Origin of the sequence: Streptomyces humidus, assembly GCF_014649655.1 — a bacterium.
Classification (GTDB): Bacteria; Actinomycetota; Actinomycetes; order Streptomycetales; family Streptomycetaceae; genus Streptomyces; species Streptomyces humidus.
Map to the genome: position 1 here is coordinate 201,507 of NZ_BMTL01000002.1, position 22,985 is coordinate 224,491.

Sequence of the window (22,985 nt, forward strand, 5' to 3'; positions counted from 1 at the left end):
GTCGGGCCGAGGGCTCGTCGACCTCCCGGGGGAGTCGACGAGCCCTCGGCTGCGCCCGGTCGAGGCGCGGTCGAGGCACGGTCGAGGCGCGGTCGAGGCGCGGTCGAGGCGCGGTCGGCGCAGCGTTAGGTCAGGCCGGGAGTTCGGCCTCGATCAGGTCCGCGGCGCGGCGCGTGCCGCCCTCGACGGCCGTCTCGGCCTGGATCGCCTCCAGTCGGCGCGCGACCTCCGGGTCGGCGACGAGGGCCAGGGCGGCCTCCCGGAGGACCTCGGCCGTCGCCTGTGCCGTGGGGACGTGCCGGGCCACGCCGAGGCCCTGGAGCACGTCGGCGTTGCCGAACTGGTCCACGGCCTGGGGTACGGCGATCATCGGCGTCGCCGTGGCCAGCCCCTCCTGGCTGCCGCCCGCGCCGGCGTGCGTGACGAACAGGTCCGCCTGCCTGAGGATCGCCAACTGCGGTACCCAGGTGTGCACTTCGACGTTGTCGGGAACGGCTCCCAGGGCCGCGGGGTCGACGCGGCTGCCGATCTGGAGCACGAGGTGCCAGCCGGGCAGCTCCCCGAAGGCCCGCACGCACTCCCGGTAGAAGTCCGGCCGGTCGGTGAACGTCGAGCCGAGCGACACGAGGACGACCCTGTCCGCGCCGGCGGGCCGGGTCCACTCCCCCTCGTCGGCCCGGTCGCCCTGACAGGAGCCGACGAACGTGTACACGCTGTCGTCGACCCGGTCGGCGCACGGCTGGAGGGCCCTGGGGATCAGCACGAGGGAGCGGGCGGGGCGGCCGACGAAGCGGTCGGGGTGCTCGGTGATCCCGTTCTCCTCGAGCCAGGCGTGGAAACGGGCGTAGTAAGCCTTTCCGCGATCTGTCTGCCTCGGCTCGGCCCACATGGGTTCGGCGACCTCCTCCTCGTATCCCTCCCAGGCCACCAGGTTGGGCGAGAGGGAGATCGCGGGGACGCCCCAGCGGTGGGCGAGGACGCGGGCCGGATAGGAGGCGATGTCGTGCAGCACCAGATCCGGCAGGTCCCCGTCGTAGGCCTCGATCAGCCGGGGCAACGCCTGGATCGCGTCGGCCAGGAAGGGTTCCACATGGTCGAGGAGTGTGCTGCCCCAGGCGGTGGGGTCGTCGTCGGGCGAGGGCAGGATCGAGTGCCACGGCTTGACCTCGGCGCCGGTGGCGGAGACCTTCTCGGCGAGGACGGGGGGAATCGCGTACGTCACCCGGTGCCCGCGTGCGACGAGTTCGCGGATGACTTCCAGGCTCGGGTTCACGTGGCCGTGCGCGGCGATGGAGAACATGGCGATGTGGGCGGGGCGACTGGTCATGCCCCGACCGTAGGCAAGACGATACGTCTCGTGCAATCGGTTTGCCGCGGCCGCCCATCCGTTCGGGATCCGGCACCGAACGGACGGGCGCCGTCCACCGTCTTCGACAAGCGGACGCGGCGCGAACCGACCTTTGCTGCCGGGGATCGACGGTTACCGGCCCTGAGCGTTCCTGGCGAGGTCTGACCGTTGCTGACGGAGAGCCGGATCGGCGCCCCACCAGAAACCAGTTTCCGCCCCCACCAGGAACCGGTTTCCGCCCCGCCACAAACTGGTTTCCGTCCCGCCAGAAACCAGTTCCGCTCCACCAGGAACCAGTTCCGCTCCACCAGGAACCGGTTTGCGCACCGCCAGAAACCAGTTTCCGTCCCGCCGTGAACCTGCCGCTCAGCGTTGGTAACGGGCCAGTACCAGGTTGCCGTCCTTCTCCAGGCGCTCGCGCAGTTCGTCGAGGCCGATCGCGCCGCTGTAGTACTCCTGGAAGGCGGGGGTGGCGACCTTGTCCTTCCACTCGGGATAGCCCCGCACGGACTGCGCGGGCGCGGGGCGCAGGTAGGCGGCGAGGGCCGTGCCGACCGCCCAGTCGTCCTTCGCGGTGTGCAGGGCGGGGTCGGCGAGCGCCTGCGTCCCGGTCGGCAGCATCCAGTCGCCCAGCGCGAGGCGCACCATGTTCTCCGGCCGGAGCAGGAAGGCGAGGAAGGCGACGGCCGCCTTCTTGTGACGGCTGTCGGCGGCGACCGACAGCGTCTGCGGGCTGACGCCCTGGGCCGGTCCGTCGGCGCCCGCGGGGGCGGGCAGCACATGCCAGCGGAAGCCCTCGGGCGCCTGCTGGACGATCTGCTGCCGGTAGGAGAAGCCGAGCGGCACCATCGCGTACCGGCCCCCGAAGAATCCCGGCAGAATGTCCGAGCCGCCGCTGCCCAGCGTCGTGGGCGACGCGCTGCGGTCGGCGCCGATCTGGTCGTGGACGGTGCGCGGGACGACCGCGTCGCCGGCTTCGAAGCGGACGGTGACGTCGCCGTCCGCGTCCCGGTGGAAGAGCCGGCCGCCGGCCGACAGGGAGAGGTTGAGGGTGGCGGAGACGGGCTCCTTCAGGGGCCAGGCAACGCCGTACTTCCCGTCGCCGCTGAGCCGTCGGGTGATCTGACGGAACTCGGGCCAGCTCCAGGGGTGTCCGGGAGTCGGGATCCGCACACCGGACCGCCTCAGCCAGGTCGCGTTGGCGACGAGGACGCGCGGCTCCTGCAGGAACGGCACGCCGTAGACGCGGCCGCCGAACGTCGTCGTCTCCCAGCTGCGTCGGGGAATGTCCGACTTGAGGCCGGCAGGCAGCAGGTCCGTCAGGTCGGCGAGGTAGCCGCCGTAGGCGAAGTCCGCGAGGTCGTCGGAGGCGTCGTGGATGATGTCGGGCGCCTCGCCGCCCTCGAAGGAGGTGAGAAGCTGGTCGTGCACGCTGTCCCAACCGCCTTGGACATACTCGACCTTGACGTCGGCATGGGTGGCGTTCCACTGCGCGACCAGTTCCCTGACGGCCGTGACGGACTCCTCCTGCCAGGCCAGGGACTGAAAGCGCAGAGTGACGGGGCCGTCGCCGGGTCCGCTGCCGGAAGAGCAGCCCGCGAGGAGCAGCAGCACCACCAGGGCGAGCAGTCTCGCGCGCATCAGCTCTTCACCGCCCCGGCGAGCCTGCCGCCCGTGATGCGCCGCTGGATGAGCGCGAACACGGCCAGCGAGGGCAGGGTGGCGAGGAACGCGGCGGCGGCCAGCGGTCCGAGGTCGGCCGCCCCTTCCGCGCCGATGAAATGGGTCAGCACGACCGGCAGCGTCTGTTTCTCAGGCGTTTTCAGCAACACCAGCGCGAAGAAGAACTCGTTCCACGCCGTGACGAACGCGAACAGCGCCGTCGCCACGATGCCGGGAGCGAGCAGCGGCGCGGTCACCGAGACGAGTGTCCGCAGCCGGCCCGCGCCGTCGATCGCCGCTGCTTCCTCCAGTTCGACGGGGACGGTCCTGACGTGGCCGACGAGCATCCACAGCGCGAACGGCAGCGACCACACCACGTACACCGTCACCAGTCCCGGCACGGAGTCGATCAGCCGCAGCTTCTTCAGCACCAGGAACAGCGGGATGATCACCAGCACGAACGGGAACGCCTGGCTGACCACCACCCATCCTGACGCGGCCCGGGCGAGCCGGGTGCGCCGGCGGGCCATGACGTACGCCATCGGGGTGGCGAGCGCGACGGCGATCACGGCGGCGCTCGACGCGGCGAGCAGCGAGGTGAACGCGGCGTGCAGCAGAGGCTGTTCGTCGAAGGCCTGGCGGAAGTTGGCGAGGGTGGGGTCCTTCGGGATCCAGGTGGGGTGCAGGCTGCCCAGTTCACGGGGCGGCTTGAACGCTACGGAGAGGAGCCACAGGAACGGGAGGAGGAGGAAGACGAGATAGGCGAGCAGAGCCGTGTACTGGGCGACGCGGGCCGCGGGGCGGGTCCTCATCCTCCGTCGCCTCCCCTGATCCGTCCCACCAGGAAGAGGGCCAGGAACACCGAGACCACCGCGACCATCACACACCCCATCGCCGCCGCGTAGCCGAACTGGCCGTAGCGGAAGGCCTCTTCGTAGGCGAAGAGCATGGGCAGCCGGGTGCGGCCGCCGGGTCCGCCGTTGGTCAGCACGTACACCAGGGCGAAGCTGTTGAAATTCCAGATGAAGTCGAGCGCCGTGATGGCGAGCGCGATGGGCCTGAGCGCGGGCCAGGTGACGGCCCTGAAGCGACGCCAGGCGCCCGCGCCGTCCACGGCGGCCGCCTCGTGCAGTTCGGGCGGGGTGTTCTGCAGGCCGGCGAGCAGGGTGACCGTCGTCTGCGGCATGCCCGCCCACACGCCCACGACGATGACCGCCGGCAGCGCGGTCGCGAGCCCGCTGAGCCAGTCCCGTCCGTCGCCGAGGCCCAGATCGTGCAGGGTCTCGTTGAGGATGCCGGCGTCCGGGTTGTAGACCAGCCGCCACATGACGCCGACGACCACCTCGGGCATCGCCCAGGGAACGATGGCCAGGGCGCGGGCCGTCCGGCGCAGCCGCAGGTCCTGGTCGAGCAGCAGGGCGAGGCCGAGCGCGAGGAGGAACTGCAGGGCCGTGACGGTGACCGCCCACAGCAGTCCGATCCGGAACGACTCCCAGAACAGCGTGTCCCGCAGCAGGTCGGAGAAGTTGAGGACCCCGGTCCACCGGGTGGGCGCGGTACGGCCCGACTGCGCGTCGGTGAACGCCAGCAGGATGCCGTACAGCAACGGGCCGACGCTCAGCACCAGGATGGGGACGAGGGCCGGCAGGACGAGGAACCACGCGCCGTGACCGGCGACGCCGCGCGGCGCTCCGGCGCCGGTCGCCGGACGGGCCGGCCGGGCCGGCCGGCTCCTCTCGGTCGCCGACGTCACGAGAACGTCCCCCTTACCGCGGCTGCGACGGGCTCCGCCATGGTCGTGAAGGCGCTGTGCGACGTCAAGACGCCATACGCGCGGTCCGGTCCGGGCGAATGCGACACTGACCGTCGGATGGCCGGATCCCGATGCCGTCCGGTGGACCTGGCGGAGAAGGACACGAGGCCGGGCGGAGAAGGCCACCGGGCCGGGCGGGGAACGACAGGGAGGCGGACGATGGACGAGGCACGGGCGCGCGACGTACTGGCCGCGGCGGGGGTGCTGCCCGGCCCGGCGGCCGACGCGCGGCTGCTCGCCCTGGGTGAGAACGCGGTGTTCGCCGCCGGTGACCTGGTGGTGAAGGTGGGGCGCGACGCCGAACTCCTCGGCCGGGCCCGGCGCGAGCTGGACGTCGCTTTCTGGCTCGCCGACGCGGGAGTCCCGGCGGTGCGGGCGGCCGTGTCGGAGCCCGTGCTGGCCGAGGGGTTCCCGGTGACCGTGTGGCACCGGCTGCCAGACGCGGTTCGGCCTGCGACCCCGCGGGATCTGGCCGAACTGCTGCGCCTGGTGCACTCCTTGGCCGTCCCCTCCTTCGGGCTGCCGCCGCGCGACCTGCTGTCCGGGGTAGAACGCTGGCTGCGCCTCGCGGGCGACGCCGTCGATCCGGCGGACGCGGCGTTCCTGCGGGAGCGCCGCGACGGGTTCGCGTCGGCCGCCGCCGCGCTCACCCCGCACCTGCCGCCGGGGCCGATCCACGGGGACGCGCTGCCCCGCAATGTGCACATCGGGCCCGACGGCCCCGTTCTGGTCGACCTGGAGACGGTCTCCGCCGATCTGCGCGAGCACGACCTGGTAGTCATGGCGCTCTCCCGCGACCGGTACGGCCTGCCCGTCTCGGACTACGACTCCTTCACCGAGGCATACGGCTGGGACGTGCGGGAGTGGGCGGGCTGCAGCGTCCTGCGGGGCGCCCGCGAGACCGCGAGCTGCGCCTGGGTCGCCCAGCACGCGCCCTCGAACCCCGAGGCACGCGCGGAGTTCCGACGCCGGGTGGCGTCGCTGCGGGACGGCGACGAGAGGGTGCGGTGGTATCCGTTCTGATCCGGGTGCTGCGGCAGTGGCGCACCGCCGTCGGGCCCGGCCAGAACGCCCCCGGCGCATCCGCCGTCCGGTCCTGGCAGGACGCACCGCTCGGCGCGAGCCGCACTGTGTGAGCCTCGCTGCGCACTCGACCCGCCGCAGGCGACGGAGCGGCCCGGGGCGGACGGCCTCGACGCACGCCCGGACGACGGGGCCGACCGGCCGGACGGCCCGCCGCCGTCGCGCCACGCGCACCGCACACCGACTCGACCCGCACACCGACTCGACCCGCCGCGGATCTCCGACCCGGCGGCCCGTCAGCGAGGCGGGGCCGCGTGCGGGGGTGCGGCCGCTGTGGGAGCTGTTCGAGGCCCGGCGCGTCGGCGGAAAGCTCAGGCGGGCCTGGTGGCCGGCTCGCGCATCGGCCAGGCGGCGTCCACCACCGCGTCCGCGTCCCCCTTGCGGCGCAGGAAACCCTGGAAGTCCGCCGCCCACTCGGCGTACCAGTCGATCTGACGGCGGTGCAGCTCCGCCGGGCCGAGGGACGCGACCTTGGGGTGGCGGACGGCTATGGCGCAGGCCAGGCGGGCCGCGGCCAGGGCGTCGGCGGAGGCGTCATGGGCGGACTCCAGGGCCACGCCGTACTCGGCGCAGACCGCTTCGAGGTTGCGCTTGCCGCGCCGGTAGCGGTCGACCGAGCGGTCGATGGTGTACGGGTCGACGACAGGCGCCGGGTCGACACCGCCCAGGCGGTCGCTCAGGGAGGGCAGGCCGTGGCGGCGCAGCTCGGCGGAGAGGAGGGTGAGGTCGAAGGCGGCGTTGTAGGCCACGACCGGGACGCCGGTGCGCCAGTAGGCGGTGAGGACGTCCGCGATCGCGTCCGCCACCCGGTCGCCGGGGGCGCCCTCGGCGGCGGCTCGCTCGTTGCTGATGCCGTGCACCGCGACCGCGTCGGCCGGGATCTCGACGCCCGGGTCCGCGAGCCACTCACGGTGGCCCAGGACCTGCCCGTCCCTGACCTCGATCACGGCTCCCGTGACGATGCGCGCCTCGCGCGGGTCCGTCCCGGTCGTCTCCAGGTCGAAGCCGATCAGCAGTTCCTGGTACCAGGCCATGATGGCCCCCCTTCTCGGTGGTGCTTCCCCCAGTGGTCTCCACCCTCGCATGCGCCACTGACAATCAGAGGATCGCGTTCCGCCTGTGCGGCCGCGACACCGCCCCCGCTTCCGGTACCGCCCCCGATTGCGTCCCGGTCCCGTGCCCACCCCCGATTGCCCCCTCCGACACCGTGCCCGGCTCCGGGGCAGGGCCAGGCCGGGCGGGGCGGTTCAGGACACGGGGCGCGAGTCCGCCCAGGCGAGTTCGAACTCCTCGCGATACGCCGGGAAAAGTCCGCTTTCGCTGATCTCGCCCGGTTTTACCACTCGGTTGCCGCCCCGCAGCACCAGCACCGGCGCCTCCATGCCGCGCATCCGCCGCAGATAGGACTGGATCACGGCGATGCCGTCGGTGCCGTCGCCGTCGACGAGGTAGGCGGTGAAGCGGGGCGTCTCGTCGTAGACCTGGATCTGGAAGGCGCCCGGGTCGCGCAGCCGGGCGCGGACCCGGCGCATGTGCAGGATGTTCATCTCCACGGCCCGGCTCAGCTCGCCTCTTTTCATCCCGAGTTCGCGCTCGCGGCGTTTGACCGCGCTGGAGGCGGGGTTGAGGAAGAGCAGCCGGACGCGGGCGCCGGCCTCGGCGAGGCGGACCAGGCGCCGGCCGGAGAAGTTCTGCACGAGCAGGTTGAGGCCGATGCCGATGGCGTCGATGCGGCGGGATCCGTCGAAGATGTCCTCGGCGGGGAACTGGCGCAGCAGCCGCACCCGGTCGGTGTGGACGGCGACCACGTCCGCGTACCGGTCGCCGACGAGGTCCTCGACGGCGTCGACGGGCAGTCTGCGCGCGGAGGGCACGTCGCCGCCGGTGCCGAGCATCTCCAGCAGCCGTGCGGAGGCCCGTTCCGCCTGGTTCAGGACGGCTTCGGACAGCGCCCTGTTGCGGGAGACGACGTTACGGGTCACCTCCAGCTCGTCCAGCGCGAGTTCGACGTCCCTGCGGTCGTCGAAGTACGGCTCGAAGCAGGGCCAGTGCTGCACCATCAGTTCGCGCAGCTGGGGCAGGGTGAGGAAGGAGACGACGTTGTCGTCGGCCGGGTCGAGCAGATAGCCCTTGCGGCGGCTGACCTCGCGCACGGCGACCGCGCGCTGGACCCATTCCTGGCCGGCGGGCCCGGCCGCGGCGACCACCCACTCGTCGCCGTGAACGGGTTCGTAGATGGGCCGCAGCACGGCGGCCACCACGGTGCGCAGGCGCTGTTCGACGAGGTTCAGCCAGATGTAGGCCCGGCCGGCCCGCTGGGCGCGGGTGCGGACCTCGCGCCAGGCGTCGGCGTCCCAGTCCAGCTCCGGTCCGATGGCGTGCGTCGCCATCGGCCGGGCCAGGGACACCGTGCCGGTCGGGACGTCTGCGGAGCCCCCCTCGTGACCCTCGTCACCAGGGGGCAGCTCCAGCCCTCCCGAGCCCACCCGCGCACCGCCTTCCGCTCCCCCGAGCTCTCCCCGTCCCAACGATCAAGGAAGGGTACTCCGGGAGCGGCGGGCGGTGCAGCCGGATGGACAGGTCGTTTCTCAACTACCGTTGCCGGTCTCTCCGTTCTGTCCCGCGAGTGCGGGCGGCGTGAGCGGGTTCATGGCCGTGACGTCCCTGGGGAGCAGGGAGAAGCCCTGCCAGTGGACCGGCATGGGCTGCTGGTCCTCGTCGCGCGCGATGTGGTGGAAGCCCACGTTCACCCAGGCCACGGGGTGGGTGAGGGTCTGTCCGTCCACCCACTTGTCGACCGAGTAACCGTGCAGCGGGGAGCCGCAGTTGCGCACGTTGTTGCTGGCGTACTGCTCGCACTGGTTGTACTGCGTGAAGTAGACGTCGTGCTGGGTGAAGGCGCGTCCGGAGTACTTGGTGGTGGCGCCGGGGACGAGTTCGTAGGAGCGGGCGTGGCCGTCCTTGTTCTTGCCGGTCGCGCTGACCACGCGCCACCAGCGCATGTTCTTGGCGTCGCCGGCGAGTTCCTTGGTCACGGCGGTGCGGGTGGTCTTGGCGGTCGGGCCCTGCTGGGCGCCGGCCGGCGGGCTGACGACCGAGTCGTACTGCTCCACCTTGGTGGCCGAGTTGCCGTCGAGGCCGAAGTCGAGCCGCCAGAAGACGTTGTGGCTGTGACTGGTGGCGTAGGCCTTGGCGCCCTTGCCCAGGGGCCAGCCGCGTCCGTCGCCGGCGTCGTAGTCGACGGGCGAGAGACTGCCGGTGGCGCCGACGTTCATGTTGATCGCGCCGTCGTCGGAGAAGCGCCACTCGGTGATGTACTCGTACCAGCCGACCTTGTTGACGGTGTACACGAGCAGGTCCTTGCCCTGGGCCTGGAAGACCTTGTTGCCCGTGTCGGCCTGCATGCGGTAGGCGTGGCCCCGCGCGCGTGTGGTGGTGCACAGGCCCTTGACGTTCGGGTTGTCGGAGAACGACTCGGGGACCTTCACCGTCCTGATGGTTCCGCCGGGGCACTCGGCTGGGGTCATGTTCACCAGGCCGGAGCCGAAGTTGTAGTCGGTGATGTCGTTGTACTCGTTCTTGCCGTCGTCGTACGGCACATGGATCTGGGCGATCTTGGCGCTGTTGAGGACTCTGATCGGCTTGGTCTCGCCGGGCGGCTGGTAGGAGATCTTCTCCAGGACCAGGCCGGACTTGGCCTCGAAGCGCCAGCACATGCGCCACGTGGTGCCGGTGGAGAGCTTCTGCTCGATGCGGTAGGCGGCGCTGCAGTCGGCCGCCGCCGCGGGGGCCGCCTTCGGCCCGGCGGGCGCCGGGCCGGCTCCGGCGGTCGCACCGGCGGCCAGCGCGGCCACCGAGAGGCCGACGAGGGCTCCCTTGCGGACACGGCTGACGCCCCGCGGCCGGAGGCCGCCGATCGGAACGGGAACGCGCATGAGGACACGACTCCTTTGCCTCCCCGGGCGGGAGACACGTCGGGAAACGGAACGGGTGAGGTGTGCTGCGGCCGGACAAGCCGCTGAGCGGACAGGCCGGTGAGCGGACAGGCCGGTGAGCGGGCCGGTCCGTCGGGCGGTCAGCCGGTGAGCCGGGCGACCTTGCGTGCGCTGAGGTCGACGACCAGGGACCGGGTGTCGATCCAGGGTCCGTTCCTGACCTTCGTCAGCAGCCGCGCGCAGCGGTGCTCCCCGCACTTGTCGAGGACGGCGGGTTCGGCGCCCGGCACCGCCCGGTAGACCATGCTGGCGAGCTGCAGCTGGTCCGGGGAGGTGAGCTCCTTGCCGGTGGCGTCCTTGTAGTCGGCCTTGAGGCCCGCGCCGAGCGGGTCGGCGATCAGCAGGGCGGCGACCTCGGTCTGCTCGGCGGGACCGAGCGGCGGCTGGACGCCGTGCTGGACGCCGGTGGCCTCGACCTTGCCGGTGTCGAGGTTGACGGTCTTGGTCAGCAGGGTGTCGTTGCGGTAGTCGTAGAACGACACCTCCGCGCGCCGTGGGGCGTCCGGCGCGTCCACCTCGTCGGCCCGGGGCTCGGCGAGGTCCACGCCGAGACGCTGGGGGCCGCGGTCGCCGTCCACGTCCCGGGCGACGTCGAACTGCTGCCGGCTGAGCGCGATCCGCTCGACGCGCGCGGTCTCGTCGTCGGTCAGCGGGTCGCGGCCGCGGCCCCTGGCGCCCTCGGCGGGCGCCCCTTCGACGACGCCGGGCCCCACGGCCCCCGCCGCGTCGGCCTGCCGTCCGGCCGTCTGCCCGGCGCTCCGTCCGGCGCCCGGCCCTCCTGCGCCGCCTCCCTCGTCGTCCGCCCCCGCCGTGCCCGGCAGGGTGATCCCCACCATCACGGCCGTCGCGGCCACCGCAATGGCCGTCCCCGCCACCACCTTGCCCAGGTGGCGGCGCACCGTAGTGCGCACAATCTCCCCCTACTCCCCCTGATGCCCGGGAGTACGTCTGCTCTGCTGATCAGCACACGCCATATGTCGGCGTATGCAACGGTCATCGGGTAAGAGGGGCGTAAGTCACAGGTGGTTCCCTCACTTTCCTGGAGACTCGAACCCGAGGCGCCCCCACCGGGGCCCGACACCTGAAAGAGTCGTGTCCATGCAGGTCTGGCCTGGAGAGGCGTATCCCCTCGGTGCCACGTACGACGGCGCCGGCACGAACTTCGCGGTCTTCACGGAGGCCGCGGACCGAGTAGAGCTGTGTCTGCTGCACGACGACGGCTCGGAGACGGCGGTGGAACTGCGCGAGAGCGACGCGTTCGTCCGGCACGCGTACGTGCCCGGCATCATGCCGGGGCAGCGCTACGGCTTTCGGGTGCACGGCCCGTACGACCCCGGTCGCGGGCTGCGCTGCAACTCGGCGAAGCTGCTGCTCGACCCGTACGCGAAGGCGATCAGCGGGTCGGTCCGGTGGGGCGAGGAGGTGTACGGCTACCACTTCGACGACCCCGAACGGCGCAACGACCTCGACTCCGCGCCCCACACGATGACGTCGGTCGTGGTCAATCCCTACTTCGACTGGGGCGACGACCGCAGACCGCGCACGGAGTACCACCGCACGGTGATCTACGAGGCGCACGTCAAGGGCCTGACGATGCGCCATCCGGGGCTTCCCGAGGAGTTGCGGGGCACCTATGCGGCGCTGGCGCACCCGGCGGTGATCGAGCATCTGACGGAGCTCGGGGTGACGGCCCTGGAGATGATGCCGGTGCACCAGTTCGTCAACGACCACCGGCTGGTCGACATGGGCCTGAACAACTACTGGGGCTACAACACGATCGGCTTCTTCGCCCCGCACAACGCGTACGCCTCCTGGGGCGACCGGGGCCAGCAGGTCCTGGAGTTCAAGTCGGCGGTGCGGGCGCTGCACGAGGCGGGCATCGAGGTGATCCTCGACGTGGTCTACAACCACACCGCCGAGGGCAACCATCTGGGTCCCACGCTGTCCTTCAAGGGGATCGACAACCCGTCGTACTACCGGCTGACGGACGACCCGCGCTACTACATGGACACCACGGGCACCGGGAACTCGCTGCTGATGCGGTCCCCGCACGTACTGCAGATGATCATGGACTCGCTGCGGTACTGGGTCCTGGAGATGCATGTGGACGGGTTCCGCTTCGACCTCGCGGCGACCCTGGCCCGCCAGTTCCACGAGGTCGACCGGCTGTCGTCGTTCTTCGACCTGGTCCAGCAGGACCCGGTGGTCTCGCAGGTGAAGCTGATCGCGGAGCCGTGGGACGTGGGCGAGGGCGGCTACCAGGTGGGGAACTTCCCGCCGCTGTGGACGGAGTGGAACGGCAAGTACCGCGACACGGTGCGGGACGTGTGGCGGGGGGAGGCGCGCGCGGTCGGCGAGTTCGCCTCCCGGCTGACCGGCTCCTCCGACCTCTACCAGGACGACGGGCGCCGGCCGCTGGCCTCCATCAACTTCGTGACCTGCCACGACGGCTTCACCCTGCGCGACCTGGTCTCCTACGACGACAAGCACAACGCGGCCAACGGGGAGGACAACCGGGACGGCGAGAGCCACAACCGGTCCTGGAACTGCGGCGTCGAGGGCGAGACCGACGATCCCGAGGTGCTGGGGCTGCGGGCCCGGCAGATGCGCAACTTCATCGCCACGCTCATGCTGTCCCAGGGCGTGCCCATGATCAGCCACGGGGACGAGTTCGGACGCACCCAGCAGGGCAACAACAACGCCTACTGCCAGGACAGCGAGCTGGCCTGGGTCGAGTGGCCCGACGCCGAGGGGCCCGGCGCCGAGCTGCTGGACTTCACGCGCGCGCTGGTGAGGCTGCGCAGGGAGCATCCCGTCTTCCGGCGACGGCGCTTCTTCCACGGGCGTCCCGTGGAGGGCGCTCACGGCGAGCTGTCGGACATCGCCTGGTTCACGCCCGAGGGGAAGGAGATGGCGCCCCGGGACTGGGACCGGGCACAGGCGTCCGCGCTGTCGGTGTTCCTCAACGGCAACGCGATCTCCGAACCGGGCGCGCGCGGCGAACGGATCACCGACGACTCCTTCCTGCTGATGTTCAACGCCTCCGCCCGCCCGCTGGAGTTCGTGGTCCCGGTGGACCTCGGACGGCAGTGGCAGGTGGTCGTGGACACGGCGGACCCGCGGGCCCTCGCGTCGGACGCGGGCCCGAAGCTGCAGGCCGGAGCGCGGCTGACGCTGGCCGACCGCAGCATGACCGTGCTGCAGCGGCCGACCTAGGGAGATCGGTCACGAGCCTGGCCGGGTCACCGGCCGCGGAGGGCGTCCAGGGGGAGGAGGAGGCCCCGCGCGGGGCGAATTCAAGGCGCCGGGGCCTCCTCCTCCCGGCGGACCGGCCTCTCTCCCCCCGGCGCCCGCCGGGCCGGCCCGCGGGGAGGGGGTGTGACACGAAACGCGACAAGGCGGGTACGTAGGTGGTCATGACCCCAGAGCGACGTGACGCCCTCCCTCCCGTGACGCCCACGGCCACCTACCGGCTGCAGCTGCAGCCCGCGTTCCCGTTCAAGGCCGCGGCGGCGGCCGTGCCGTACCTGGCCTCGCTGGGGATCTCGCACCTGCATCTGTCCCCGGTCCTGGAGGCCGTGCCCGGCTCCCTGCACGGCTACGACGTCGTGGACCCCACGCGCGTGCGGGAGGAGCTGGGCGGGGAGGACGGACTGCGGGCGCTGGCGCGCACCGCGCGCGAGCACGGCCTCGGACTGGTCGTGGACATCGTGCCGAACCACATGGCGATGGCCCCGCGCCACAACCGCGCGCTGTGGGAGGTGCTGCGCGAGGGCCCGGAGTCGCCGTACGCGCGCTGGTTCGACGTCGACCGGGAGGCGCAGGACGGCCGGATGCTGGTCCCGGTGCTCGGCGGGCCGGTCGGCGCGGAGCTGGAGCACCTGCGCGTCGACGGCGACGTCCTGCGCTACCACGACCACGTGTTCCCGCTGCGCGAGGGCACCGGGAAGCTGCCGTTGCCCCGGCTGCTGGACGCGCAGTGGTACCGGCTGGCGTGGTGGCGGCTGGCCCGCACCGAGCTGAACTACCGGCGCTTCTTCAGCGTCTCGGAGCTCATCGGGGTGCGGGTGGAGGACCCGGAGGTGTTCGAGGCCACCCACGGCACGATCCTGCGTCTGGTGGACGAGGGGGTGATCGACGGGCTGCGCGTCGACCACCCCGACGGCCTCGCCGACCCCGACGCCTATCTGGAGCAGCTGCACGCGGCGAGCGGCGGCCGCTGGACGGTCGTCGAGAAGATCCTGGCCGACGGGGAGCGGCTGCCGGACTCCTGGCCCGTGGCCGGCACCACCGGCTATGACGCCCTGCGCCGCGTCGACGGCCTCTTCACGGACCCGGAAGGGGCCGGGGAGCTCCTGGACCGCTACCGGCGCTTCGCGGCCCCGCAGGCGGACCGTGGAGGCGACTGGGCGGCCACCGTGCGGCGCGCGGCGTACTCGGTGATCGGCCACGAGCTGGCGGCCGAGACGGACCGGCTGACCCGCACGGCGTCGCGCGCGTGCGCCGACCCGGAGGATCCCGCGCTGCGCGACCGGGCGCCCTGGGCGCTGCGCACGGCGCTGACGGAGCTGCTCGTGCGGATGGAGGTCTACCGGCCCTACGCCTCGGGCGACCCCGCGGCCGTCGTGACCGAGGAGGCGGCGGCGCAGGCCCGGCAGGCGTTCGCGGTGCCGCAGGAGGCGGACGCGGTCGACGCGGTGCGTGCTCTGGTGCTGGGCGGGGAGGGGCCGAAGGGGGCGGAGCTGCGGGCGCGGTTCGCCCAGACCTCGTCCGCGCTGCGCGCCAAGTCGGTGGAGGACACGGCGTTCTACCGCTATGTGCCGCTGCTGGCGGCCAACGAGGTGGGCGGCGACCCCGGCCGCCCGGGCGTGTCGCCGGCCGGCTTCCACGCCTACTGCGCGCGCGTGCAGCGCGACTGGCCGGCCACGGGGACGGTCGTGTCGACGCACGACACCAAGCGCAGCGCCGACGTGCGGGCCGCGCTCGCCGTGCTCACCGAGTGCCCGCAGCGCTGGGCCGACCTCCTGGAGCAGATCACGGGCGCGCGGGAGGACGTACCCGACCGTCAGCTGGCCTGGGCTGCCTGGCAGACGGTCTTCGGACTCGGGCCGGCCGCCCCGGAACGCGTTCAGGAGGCGCTGCTCAAGCACGCGCGCGAGGCGGGGCTCCACACGACCTGGACCGAGCAGGAGCCGGTGTACGAGGAGGCGGTGGCCGCGTTCGTGGCCGCCGGGCCGTGCGGGGCGCCGGGCGAGCGGGTGGCCGCGCTGCGCGACGCGCTGGAGCCGCACATCCGGGCGAACGTGCTGGGCACGGCCCTGGTGCAGCTGACGATGCCGGGGGTGCCGGACGTCTACCAGGGCACGGAGAGCGAGTACCGGGCGCTGGTCGACCCGGACAACCGGCGTCCGGTGCGGTTTCCGCCCGAGGATCCGGGCGTCAAGGGCGCGGTGACCGCGGCCGCGCTGCGGTTGCGCCGGAGGCGGCCGGAGGTCTTCGGGGAGTCCGCCTCGTACGAGCCGCTGCCCGCCGAGGGGGCGGCCGCCGACCACTGTCTGGCGTTCGCGCGCTCCGGCCGGGCCGTCACGGCCGTGACGCGGCTGTCGTTGCGGCTGGCGCAGGCGGGCGGCTGGCGCGACGAGCGGCTGGCGCTGCCTCCGGGCAGGTGGGTCGACGTGCTGGCCGGGCGGGACGAGCCCGCGCGGGAGTTCACCGGGCACGCGCGCGTGGCCGAACTGTTCGGCCGGCTGCCGGTGGCGCTGCTGGAACGGGCGGAGTGAGCAGGCGAGGACAGGACGCACGAGGAAGCCGGAGGACACGCGGTGAGTTCCGGCGTCGGCGGTGGCCGGCCCGCGCGGGCGCCCTTCGCGTGAGGGGCGCCCGCGTACGGGCCCACGCCGCACGGCGTCCCGGATCACCCCGGCGTCACCGTCGGCGCGCGCGTCGAAGCGCCCCCCGGAGCCTCCCACGGGCGTTCTTGACAGTTCACAGCGGCCGTGGGGTACTGCGGGGGCGAAGGCCGGGCGGACGAGTACGGGGGTGAGTCTCCTGCCGGAGCTGCGCTACCCCACGGTGACCGAACTGACGACCTCTGCCCGGGCACTGGCCGTGCAGCAGCGCGGCGTGTGCGGGCTGCGGCAGGTGGGGGTCTCCCGGGCGGGCCGGCCGCTGCACCTGCTGTCCGTGGGACACGCCCGGCGGGCCGTGCTGGTCGTCGCCGGTGCCCACGCGAACGAGCCGACCGGAGGCTGCACCCTGCTCGCCCTCGCCGAACGGGTGCTGTCCGAGCGGGAGTTGCGGGACGATACGTCGTGGCACTTCCTGCTCTGCGCGGACCCCGACGGGGCGAGCCTGCACGTGACCCCGGCACCGCGCAGCCTGCTGGAGTACCACCTCGGGTTCTTCCGGCCCGCCGGTCCCGAGCAGCCGGAGTGGTCCCCGGCCGTACTGCCGCCGGACCGGCTGCCGCCCGAGACGCGTGCGCTGACCCGGGTCATCGACGAGCTGCGGCCCTACCTCCAGGTGACCCTGCACGGCACCGACCTGGGTGGCAGCTGGGTGCAGTTGACGAAGGACATCCCGGGTCTCGCCGAGCCGTTCGTCAAGTCGGCGGCGCAGTTGCACATCCCGGTGGAGACGGGCGCCTCCGACGCCGCGGGCTGGCCCGCGTCCGGGCCCGGTGTGCACGTGATGCCGGCCGTCGGGGCGGGGGCCGCGTATCCGAGCATGCCGGACGACGCACGGCACAGCACCTGGTTCCACGCCCACCGTTACGGCGGTCTGACGGCCGTGGTGGAGGTGCCGATGTGGGCGAGCGACATGGTGGACGACCCCGCCCCGCACCCCGCTCCGGCCGTGGCGATCCGGCGGCTGGCACGGCGGCTGCTGCGCGACGCCACGGAGGTGGAGCGCGTCCTCGCCGACGCGCTGCCGCGGCTGGAGGGCGTGGACGGGCCGCTGCTGCGGGCGGCCCGGTGGTCGCTGGAGCTGGTGCCGGGGCTTGCCGCGGACTGGACCCACGCTCCCCCGGCCGACACGACGATGGCGTACGTGGGCAGCGTCGACGCCTTCGCCCGCCGGCTGCCGCTGCGTGCGGCGGCGATGCTGCGGCGGGTGCTGCAGGAGAGCGACGACCGCGGCGCCCCGCGCCTGGAGCGGCTCGTCGAGACCTGGAGCGACGCGTTCGCCGACCGCTTCCGGGCCCGCTGGGTGCCCCTGGAACACCAGGTCGAGCACCAGTCCCGCACGGTCGTCGCGGCGGCCCTGCACGCCCGCGCGGGCGCGGCCTGAGGGACCGGCCGGGCATCCCCCGCACGGCCCGCCGACGACGGCGACGGACACGGTGTCGGCCGCGGCACGCGCGCGTGCCGCGGCCACCGCTCCCGCTCAGACCTCGGGCGCCTGCTCGTCGTCCAGGGCGAACACCGCCCCGGTCAGCGCCTCCCGCTCGCAGTCGTTGCTGAAGGTGCGCGAGTAGTCGACCGGGCGGCCGTTCCAGCGCCCCTGCGCGCGGACGGTCACCGGCGCGTACACCAGCGGGCAGACGCGGTTGCCGTCGCCGGGGACCGCGCCGACGTCGCCGCCGGCCCTGGCGAGCACGTCGCAGGCCTCCGCGGCCCGGGAGTGGCCCTGGGGCGGGTCGCACATCAGCAGGGTGCCGCGGCTGGAGCGTGCGTCGCCGTGGGTGACGGTGAGCTGGAGCCAGTTGCCGGGGAGGGCGTCTCCCGAGGCCGCGAGAGCCGGGGCGGCTCCCACTGCGAGGAGGAGGGCGGCCGCGGCGGGCAGGGCACGCCGCACGGCGCTCGCCGCACGGGACAGGGATCCGTGGGGGAAGTCGGAGAAGTACGTCATTCCCGGTGCATCGGCACGGCGGGCCGGGTACCCCAGTCCGACTCACCCGAACGGGCCGGAGCGGGGCCGGCGGGGGCTTCGGCCGGGGCGTCTGCGGCGAGCTCGAACGCGGCGAGGACGACCCTCGTCTGGTACTCCGCCTGGCGCGCGACGGGGATCCAGCGCGCCCCGCACTCGTCCCGGTAGTCGGCGCACCCCGCGTCGATGAACGCGTCCAGCTCCGGCAGCACGCCGCACGGGTCGTGTCCGGCGCCGAGGACGAGCTGGTGCAGCAGGCCCGCCGTGCGCAGGGCGATCCGGCGGCCCGCGATGCGCAGGGCGGTCAGGTGGGCGGTGCCGAGCGGCGGGAGCGGGCGGACGGCGTCCGCGGTGTCGGGGTCCCAGGCCTGCGCGAGGCCGGGGCACACCAGGAGGTGGTCCTCGACCGGGGTCAGCAGCCGGGCCGTGTCGGGAACGTCGAGGAGGTGGGGCCGGACGCGCGTGAGGACACGTTCCAGCAGCTCGGTGTCGCGGCGCAGGGCATGGCTCAACGAGCGCAGCACGGCGTCCCGGTCGGCCGGCCGGGAGGCGTCCTGCACCGCCGCCACGCCCCACATGGGCGCCTCGACGACCGCGGTGAGGGTGCCGTGCCGGCGCGGATGGTGCCACGTCGACTCCACGGCGGCCCCGGTGACGGCGGCGGCCGCGGCTCCCTCGCACGGCGCCGGGATCCGGTAGACGGCGGGTCCAAGCCGGGGCCAGTACAGGGTGTCGTAGGGCCCGAACTCACGGGGGATGCCGAGGCGGGCGGCGGCGTGGCCGACCCGCCGGGAGAGTCCGGGCAGGTCGCGGGTGAGTTCGACGAAGGCGCCGCCGACGTCGACGCCGTGCAGCGAGCACTGGAAGAAGGGTTTCAGTTCGTCCTGCAGACGCAGGAGCGCGCGGGTCTCCGGCAGCGCGGCGGCGGCCGCGCCGTCGGGCAGCCACTCGGGCTGTTCCAGGAAGCCGGGGCGGAAGAAGTGCCGGAAGTAGCGGTCGAGGCGGTAGGGGCCGGCCAGCCAGCCCTCGTTTCGGCGCGACCCGTCGGGGTCCAGGCACAGCAGCAGGTTCCAGGTGACGTCTGCGTCGGCGGTGAGCCTCGGGTCGGCCAGGACGCGTTCGGCCAGCCGCAGGACGGTGGCGCCGCCGACGGGCTCGTTCGCGTGCGGTCCGGCGACGACCAGGGCCTGACGGGCGCCGCGTCCGACGCGGAGCAGCCACAGGGGGGTGCCCGCGCGGGAGACCCCGACGCGCCGCAGCCGGACGTCCCCGGGACGGCGGGCGGCCAGCGCGGCGGCGTGGGCCGCGAGTTCGTCCACGGTCGGATAGCGCAGGAGCGGCAGAGCACACCTCCACAAGGCGGCGCCGTTGGTTCACCAGGCGTGTCCGATGTACGCACAGTGAGTCATCGGGCAGGGCTACGTCAACACCGCCCCGTCACAGGGGACTTGAGCACCCGGGGACGGCACGTGGAACAGAGTCCGGGCGGGCTCGGCGGGAGTATGCGCTCTGCGGGATGTACGGGCTGCGCGGGCTCTGCGGGATGTACGGGCTGCGCCGGTGATCGAGGGGAACCTGCGCGGGACTTGAGCGGGGCCTGCGGGCAACGGGGCGCGGGTCAGTCCACCGAGAGCCGGAACGCCGTCCGGCCGAAGGCGACCTGGTCGCCCTGGCGGACCACGGCCGCGCCGATGACGCGGCGCCCGTTGACGGTCGTCCCGTTGGTCGAGCCGAGGTCGCGCAGCACCCACATGCCGCCCTGGCGGCTCAGCTCGGCGTGCACCCGCGAGACGCTCTCGTGGGTCAGCCGCAGGCCGCTCGCCGGGTCGCGGCCGATGCGCAGCGCCTGCTCGGTGCCGGGGTGCGGCAGCAGCAGCTTGGGCAGCCGCTCGGCCTGCCAGGCCCGGCGCAGCCGGACGGTGAAGCCCGATACCGCCTCGACGCTGCCGAAGACGACGCGGGAGAGGCGGCTCTCCCTGGGCAGGTCGGCGGTGAGGACGGCGAGCTCGTCCGAGCGCCGGGCCGCGAGGGCCAGCTCCATGCGCCGGATGAACGTGTCGTGCGACAGACGCCCCATGGCGGCGCCGTCACGCAGCACCTTCAGCGCCCGGTCGCGCTCCGCGTCGGACAGCCGCGCGGGGTACGTGTTGAACTCGAATGACGACGTCACGCTCGTGATTGTCGGTCAGCGAAACCCCGGGTGTCCAGAAGACGGGAAAACGCCGCCGCGCGCGCGTGAGGACCATGGGAGTGTTCCCCGAGCGGATCGATCTCCAGGAGAGCACGATGGACGACGCCGCGCTCCATCACGGTGAACAGACGAAACAGCTGAAGCAGACGTAAGAGATGAAACAGACGAAGGGGAACCGTCCGTGCAGTTCGAGGTGTGGGCACCGCAGGCCGAACGTGTGACGCTCCAGTGCGAGGGCCTCACCCGCGCGATGGAGCGCGATCCGGGGCGGTCCGGGTGGTGGACCGGCGAGGCGGAGGCCGGGGACGGTGCACGGTACGGCTTCGCGCTGGACGACGGTCCGGTCAGGCCCGATCCGCGCTCACGGCGTCAGCCGGACGGCCCCGAGGGACTCAGCGCGGTCGTCGACCAGGGGCGTCACACATGGCGTGCGCAGTGGGCCGGACGCCCGCTGCCGGGGGCGGTCCTGTACGAGCTGCACGTCGGAACGTACACCCCGGAGGGCACCCTGGACGCTGCGGCCGGGCGGCTCGGCCATCTCGCCGAACTCGGCATCAGCCACGTGGAGTTGATGCCCCTGTGCTCGTTCCCGGGCCGGCACGGCTGGGGATACGACGGGGTGTCGCCGTGGGCGGTGCACGAGCCGTACGGCGGTCCCGAGGCGCTGAAGCGGTTCGTCGACCGGGCCCACGAGCTCGGCCTGGGCGTCGTCCTGGACGTGGTGCACAACCATCTGGGCCCCTCCGGCAACTTCCTGCCCGAGTTCGGCCCGTACTTCACCGAGACGCACCACACGCCGTGGGGGGCGGCCGTCAACCTGGACGCACCCGGCTCGGACGAGGTGCGCGCCTACTTCCTGGACAGTGCGCTGGCCTGGCTGCGCGACTACCGGCTCGACGGACTGCGGCTGGACGCGGTGCACGCCCTCGCGGACACGCGCGCGTGCCACTTCCTGGAGGAGCTGTCGGCGGCGGTGGACGCCCTCGCCGCCGAGACGGGCCGGCCGTTGTTCCTGATCGCCGAGTCCGACCTGAACGACCCGCGGATGATCACCCCCCGCCGGGAGAACGGCCTGGGCCTGCACGCGCAGTGGAACGACGACTTCCATCACGCCCTGCACACGGCGCTCACCGGCGAGTCCCAGGGCTACTACGCCGACTTCGCACGCGATCCCTTCGCCGCGCTCGCCAAGACCCTCACCGGGGGCTTCTTCCACGACGGCGCCTACTCCGGCTTCCGGGGCCGCAGCCACGGCCGCCCGCTGGACCGCGCGCGGATGCCCGCGCACCGGCTCCTGGGCTACGCCCAGACCCACGACCAAGTGGGCAACCGCGCACTGGGCGACCGCCTCTCGGCGTCGCTCTCCCCGGGCCTGCTGGCCTGCGCGGCCACACTGACGCTGACCGCCCCGTTCACGCCGATGCTGTTCATGGGCGAGGAGTGGGCCGCGGGCACGCCCTGGCAGTACTTCACCGACCACACCGACCCCGAGCTCGCCGAGGCCGTACGACGGGGCCGGCGACGGGAGTTCGCGGCGCACGGCTGGGCCGAGGAGGACGTGCCCGACCCTCAGGATCCGGCGACCCGCGAGCGCTCCTGCCTGGACTGGTCCGAACCGCGGCGCGAGCCGCACGCGCGCGTGCTGGCCTGGTACCGCGAACTGATCGCCCTGCGGCACGCGCAGGCCGACCTCACCGACCCCGACCTGGCCGACATCAAGGTGGCCCACGACGCGCAGGCCCGCTGGCTGGCCTTCCGGCGCGGCGACGTCCGCGTGGCCGTCAACCTCGGCGAGGAGCCGGCCGCGATCCCCCTGGGATCACGCCCGGCACGCGTGCTGGCCGCGTGGGACCCGGTGGACGCGCCGGGCCCGGACGGCCTGCTGCAGCTGCCCGGCCAGTCGTGCGTGGTCCTGGAACAGGACTGAGCCCGGCCCCCCGGCGGAGGCCGGGCGGGGGCGGAGCGCGGCGGGGCTGGGCTGGGCTGGGCTGGGCTGGGAGGGGCTGGGCGAGACGGGGCTGGCCTGGAAGGGGTGGGGCGGCGCGCGAGCGGCCTACCCGCCGTCACCGTCCTCACGCAGCTCCGTCACCCGTTCGAGGAGGATCGCCTCCCAGGCCCGTCGCAGCCGGGTGCGCCAGAGGGCAAGGGCCTCGGGGTCGCGCCGGCCCGGGCCGCGGCCCGCGACGTGCTCCCCGAGGCGGACGACGGCGTCGCAGCGGGCGAGCCACAGGCCGCGCAGACAGGGCCGGGCGCCGTAGCCGGCGAGGGTGGCGGCCCGCACGGCGGCGCCGGAGCCGACGGCCAGGGCGAGGCCGGCGATGTCCTCCGCGGGGTCCCCGACGACCGCCCGGGTCCAGTCCAGGATGCCGCGCACCCGGCCGTTCGCGCTGACCACGAGGTGCTCGCCGCGCAGCGCGTGGTGGACGAGGACGGCCGTGCCGGGCTGGGCGGCCAGCTGGGCCGCGCCGGGCGGGGTGAGCTGGTGCAGACGGGCGGGGTCGAACTCGTCGGCCCGCGCCAGGCCTGCCGCGGCAGCCACCGCCGTCCGGCGCAGCGCCTCCAGGGAACGCGGGGCGGTGCGCGGCACCCCCAGCGCCTCGGCCGCACGGGGCGGTACCTCGCGCAGCCCGCCGAGCAGTCCGGCGAGGTCGGCCTCGCCGACGGCCGACACGTCGTGCTCCTCGGCCGTGCCGCCGGGCAGCCTGGTGTCGAGGGTGCAGATCAGCCCGGGGGACCACTCGCCGTGCGCGACGCAGGTCGGCAGCGCCACGGGGACGTGCGGGCGGACGAGGTCGCGCAGCCGCACCTCGCGCAGGCGGCGCAGGCCGGACTCACGGTCGGGGGCCAGGTGCAGCACATGGCGGGCGCCGACCCACCAGGTGGTCTGCGGGCCGCCTTCCGTGACGGGCCGCACCTCCGGGCCCGGACCGCTCGGACTGCCCGGACCGCTCTCCTTGAGGAGCGTGCGGACCAGTCGGCGGACGGTGTCCGCGGTGGGTGTCGGTGCCTGGGTCATGATCGCGC

At 73.4% G+C, this 22,985-nt stretch carries 17 protein-coding genes; 5 read left to right on the forward strand and 12 right to left on the reverse strand.

Annotated elements, in window-relative coordinates; all coding sequences use genetic code 11:
- Positions 1-130 precede the first annotated feature (130 nt).
- The 4 genes from mgt to IE239_RS02725 form a co-directional block, all read right to left on the reverse strand.
- Positions 131-1,327, reverse strand: coding sequence for a macrolide-inactivating glycosyltransferase (mgt, locus tag IE239_RS02710; protein WP_190147586.1), 1,197 nt, complete (start codon positions 1,325-1,327; stop codon positions 131-133).
- 387 nt (positions 1,328-1,714) lie between these two features.
- Positions 1,715-2,989 carry an ABC transporter substrate-binding protein gene (locus IE239_RS02715; protein ID WP_190147587.1) on the reverse strand — a complete coding sequence of 425 codons (1,275 nt, stop codon included), beginning with the start codon at positions 2,987-2,989 and terminating at the stop codon, positions 1,715-1,717.
- The gene (locus IE239_RS02720) at positions 2,989-3,822 is read right to left on the reverse strand and encodes a carbohydrate ABC transporter permease (protein ID WP_190147588.1); all 834 of its coding nucleotides are present in this window, start codon (positions 3,820-3,822) and stop codon (positions 2,989-2,991) included. The genes IE239_RS02715 and IE239_RS02720 overlap by 1 nt, the downstream gene beginning before the upstream one ends.
- Positions 3,819-4,763: a carbohydrate ABC transporter permease gene (locus IE239_RS02725; RefSeq protein WP_190147589.1), complete on the reverse strand. Its 945-nt coding sequence runs from the start codon at positions 4,761-4,763 to the stop codon at positions 3,819-3,821. The genes IE239_RS02720 and IE239_RS02725 overlap by 4 nt, the downstream gene beginning before the upstream one ends.
- Positions 4,764-4,982: 219 nt before the next feature.
- On the opposite strand from IE239_RS02725, the gene IE239_RS02730 reads away from it, so the two are divergent.
- Complete coding sequence (locus IE239_RS02730) at positions 4,983-5,846, forward strand: phosphotransferase enzyme family protein (protein ID WP_190147590.1); 864 nt, start codon at positions 4,983-4,985, stop codon at positions 5,844-5,846.
- A gap of 371 nt (positions 5,847-6,217) precedes the next feature.
- Here the strand turns inward: IE239_RS02730 and IE239_RS02735 are convergent, their stop codons facing one another.
- From IE239_RS02735 to IE239_RS02750, 4 genes are all read right to left on the reverse strand, one after another.
- Positions 6,218-6,940: a 3'-5' exonuclease gene (locus tag IE239_RS02735; RefSeq protein WP_190147591.1), complete on the reverse strand. Its 723-nt coding sequence runs from the start codon at positions 6,938-6,940 to the stop codon at positions 6,218-6,220.
- A 213-nt stretch (positions 6,941-7,153) separates the two neighbouring features.
- Positions 7,154-8,392 (reverse strand): DUF5919 domain-containing protein, encoded by a 1,239-nt coding sequence (locus IE239_RS02740; protein ID WP_190147592.1) that lies wholly within the window; start codon positions 8,390-8,392, stop codon positions 7,154-7,156.
- A 102-nt stretch (positions 8,393-8,494) separates the two neighbouring features.
- Positions 8,495-9,841, reverse strand: a complete 1,347-nt coding sequence (locus IE239_RS02745) for a copper amine oxidase (RefSeq protein ID WP_190147593.1) — start codon at positions 9,839-9,841, stop codon at positions 8,495-8,497.
- Positions 9,842-9,981: 140 nt separating this feature from the next.
- Complete coding sequence (locus tag IE239_RS02750) at positions 9,982-10,812, reverse strand: Tat pathway signal sequence domain protein (protein WP_190147594.1); 831 nt, start codon at positions 10,810-10,812, stop codon at positions 9,982-9,984.
- 187 nt (positions 10,813-10,999) lie between these two features.
- On the opposite strand from IE239_RS02750, the gene glgX reads away from it, so the two are divergent.
- The 3 genes from glgX (at position 11,000) to IE239_RS02765 (ending at position 17,191) form a co-directional block, all read left to right on the forward strand.
- Complete coding sequence (glgX, locus tag IE239_RS02755; RefSeq protein WP_190147595.1) at positions 11,000-13,117, forward strand: glycogen debranching protein GlgX; 2,118 nt, start codon at positions 11,000-11,002, stop codon at positions 13,115-13,117.
- Between the two features lie 200 nt (positions 13,118-13,317).
- Positions 13,318-15,681, forward strand: coding sequence for a malto-oligosyltrehalose synthase (gene treY, locus IE239_RS02760; RefSeq protein ID WP_190147596.1), 2,364 nt, complete (start codon positions 13,318-13,320; stop codon positions 15,679-15,681).
- 259 nt (positions 15,682-15,940) lie between these two features.
- The gene (locus IE239_RS02765) at positions 15,941-17,191 is read left to right on the forward strand and encodes a M14 family zinc carboxypeptidase (protein ID WP_190147597.1); all 1,251 of its coding nucleotides are present in this window, start codon (positions 15,941-15,943) and stop codon (positions 17,189-17,191) included.
- Positions 17,192-17,287: 96 nt separating this feature from the next.
- On the opposite strand, the gene IE239_RS02770 is transcribed toward IE239_RS02765, so the two are convergent.
- The 3 genes from IE239_RS02770 to IE239_RS02780 all read right to left on the reverse strand — a co-directional run bounded on the left by IE239_RS02770 (position 17,288) and on the right by IE239_RS02780 (position 19,940).
- The gene (locus IE239_RS02770) at positions 17,288-17,752 is read right to left on the reverse strand and encodes an SSI family serine proteinase inhibitor (RefSeq protein ID WP_190147598.1); all 465 of its coding nucleotides are present in this window, start codon (positions 17,750-17,752) and stop codon (positions 17,288-17,290) included.
- Positions 17,749-19,089: a M14 family zinc carboxypeptidase gene (locus IE239_RS02775; RefSeq protein ID WP_373308044.1), complete on the reverse strand. Its 1,341-nt coding sequence runs from the start codon at positions 19,087-19,089 to the stop codon at positions 17,749-17,751. The genes IE239_RS02770 and IE239_RS02775 overlap by 4 nt, the downstream gene beginning before the upstream one ends.
- Before the next feature lie 299 nt (positions 19,090-19,388).
- Positions 19,389-19,940 (reverse strand): FHA domain-containing protein, encoded by a 552-nt coding sequence (locus IE239_RS02780; RefSeq protein ID WP_190147600.1) that lies wholly within the window; start codon positions 19,938-19,940, stop codon positions 19,389-19,391.
- 202 nt (positions 19,941-20,142) lie between these two features.
- Between IE239_RS02780 and treZ the strand changes: the two genes are divergently transcribed.
- Complete coding sequence (gene treZ, locus IE239_RS02785) at positions 20,143-21,888, forward strand: malto-oligosyltrehalose trehalohydrolase (protein WP_190147601.1); 1,746 nt, start codon at positions 20,143-20,145, stop codon at positions 21,886-21,888.
- A gap of 126 nt (positions 21,889-22,014) precedes the next feature.
- Here treZ and IE239_RS02790 read toward each other — a convergent pair whose 3' ends face one another.
- The gene (locus tag IE239_RS02790; protein ID WP_190147602.1) at positions 22,015-22,977 is read right to left on the reverse strand and encodes a phosphotransferase family protein; all 963 of its coding nucleotides are present in this window, start codon (positions 22,975-22,977) and stop codon (positions 22,015-22,017) included.
- Between the last annotated feature and the right edge of the window lie 8 nt (positions 22,978-22,985).

Excerpts from the sequence above, each read along its gene's own strand:
- treY (WP_190147596.1), top strand. The coding sequence starts at position 13,318 with ATGACCCCAGAGCGACGTGACGCCCTCCCTCCCGTGACGCCCACGGCC.
- glgX (WP_190147595.1), top strand. The coding sequence starts at position 11,000 with ATGCAGGTCTGGCCTGGAGAGGCGTATCCCCTCGGTGCCACGTACGAC.
- mgt (WP_190147586.1), bottom strand. The coding sequence starts at position 1,327 with ATGACCAGTCGCCCCGCCCACATCGCCATGTTCTCCATCGCCGCGCAC.
- IE239_RS02745 (WP_190147593.1), bottom strand. The coding sequence starts at position 9,841 with ATGCGCGTTCCCGTTCCGATCGGCGGCCTCCGGCCGCGGGGCGTCAGC.
- IE239_RS02730 (WP_190147590.1), top strand. The coding sequence starts at position 4,983 with ATGGACGAGGCACGGGCGCGCGACGTACTGGCCGCGGCGGGGGTGCTG.
- IE239_RS02715 (WP_190147587.1), bottom strand. The coding sequence starts at position 2,989 with ATGCGCGCGAGACTGCTCGCCCTGGTGGTGCTGCTGCTCCTCGCGGGC.
- IE239_RS02790 (WP_190147602.1), bottom strand. The coding sequence starts at position 22,977 with ATGACCCAGGCACCGACACCCACCGCGGACACCGTCCGCCGACTGGTC.
- IE239_RS02770 (WP_190147598.1), bottom strand. The coding sequence starts at position 17,752 with ATGACGTACTTCTCCGACTTCCCCCACGGATCCCTGTCCCGTGCGGCG.
- IE239_RS02735 (WP_190147591.1), bottom strand. The coding sequence starts at position 6,940 with ATGGCCTGGTACCAGGAACTGCTGATCGGCTTCGACCTGGAGACGACC.
- IE239_RS02720 (WP_190147588.1), bottom strand. The coding sequence starts at position 3,822 with ATGAGGACCCGCCCCGCGGCCCGCGTCGCCCAGTACACGGCTCTGCTC.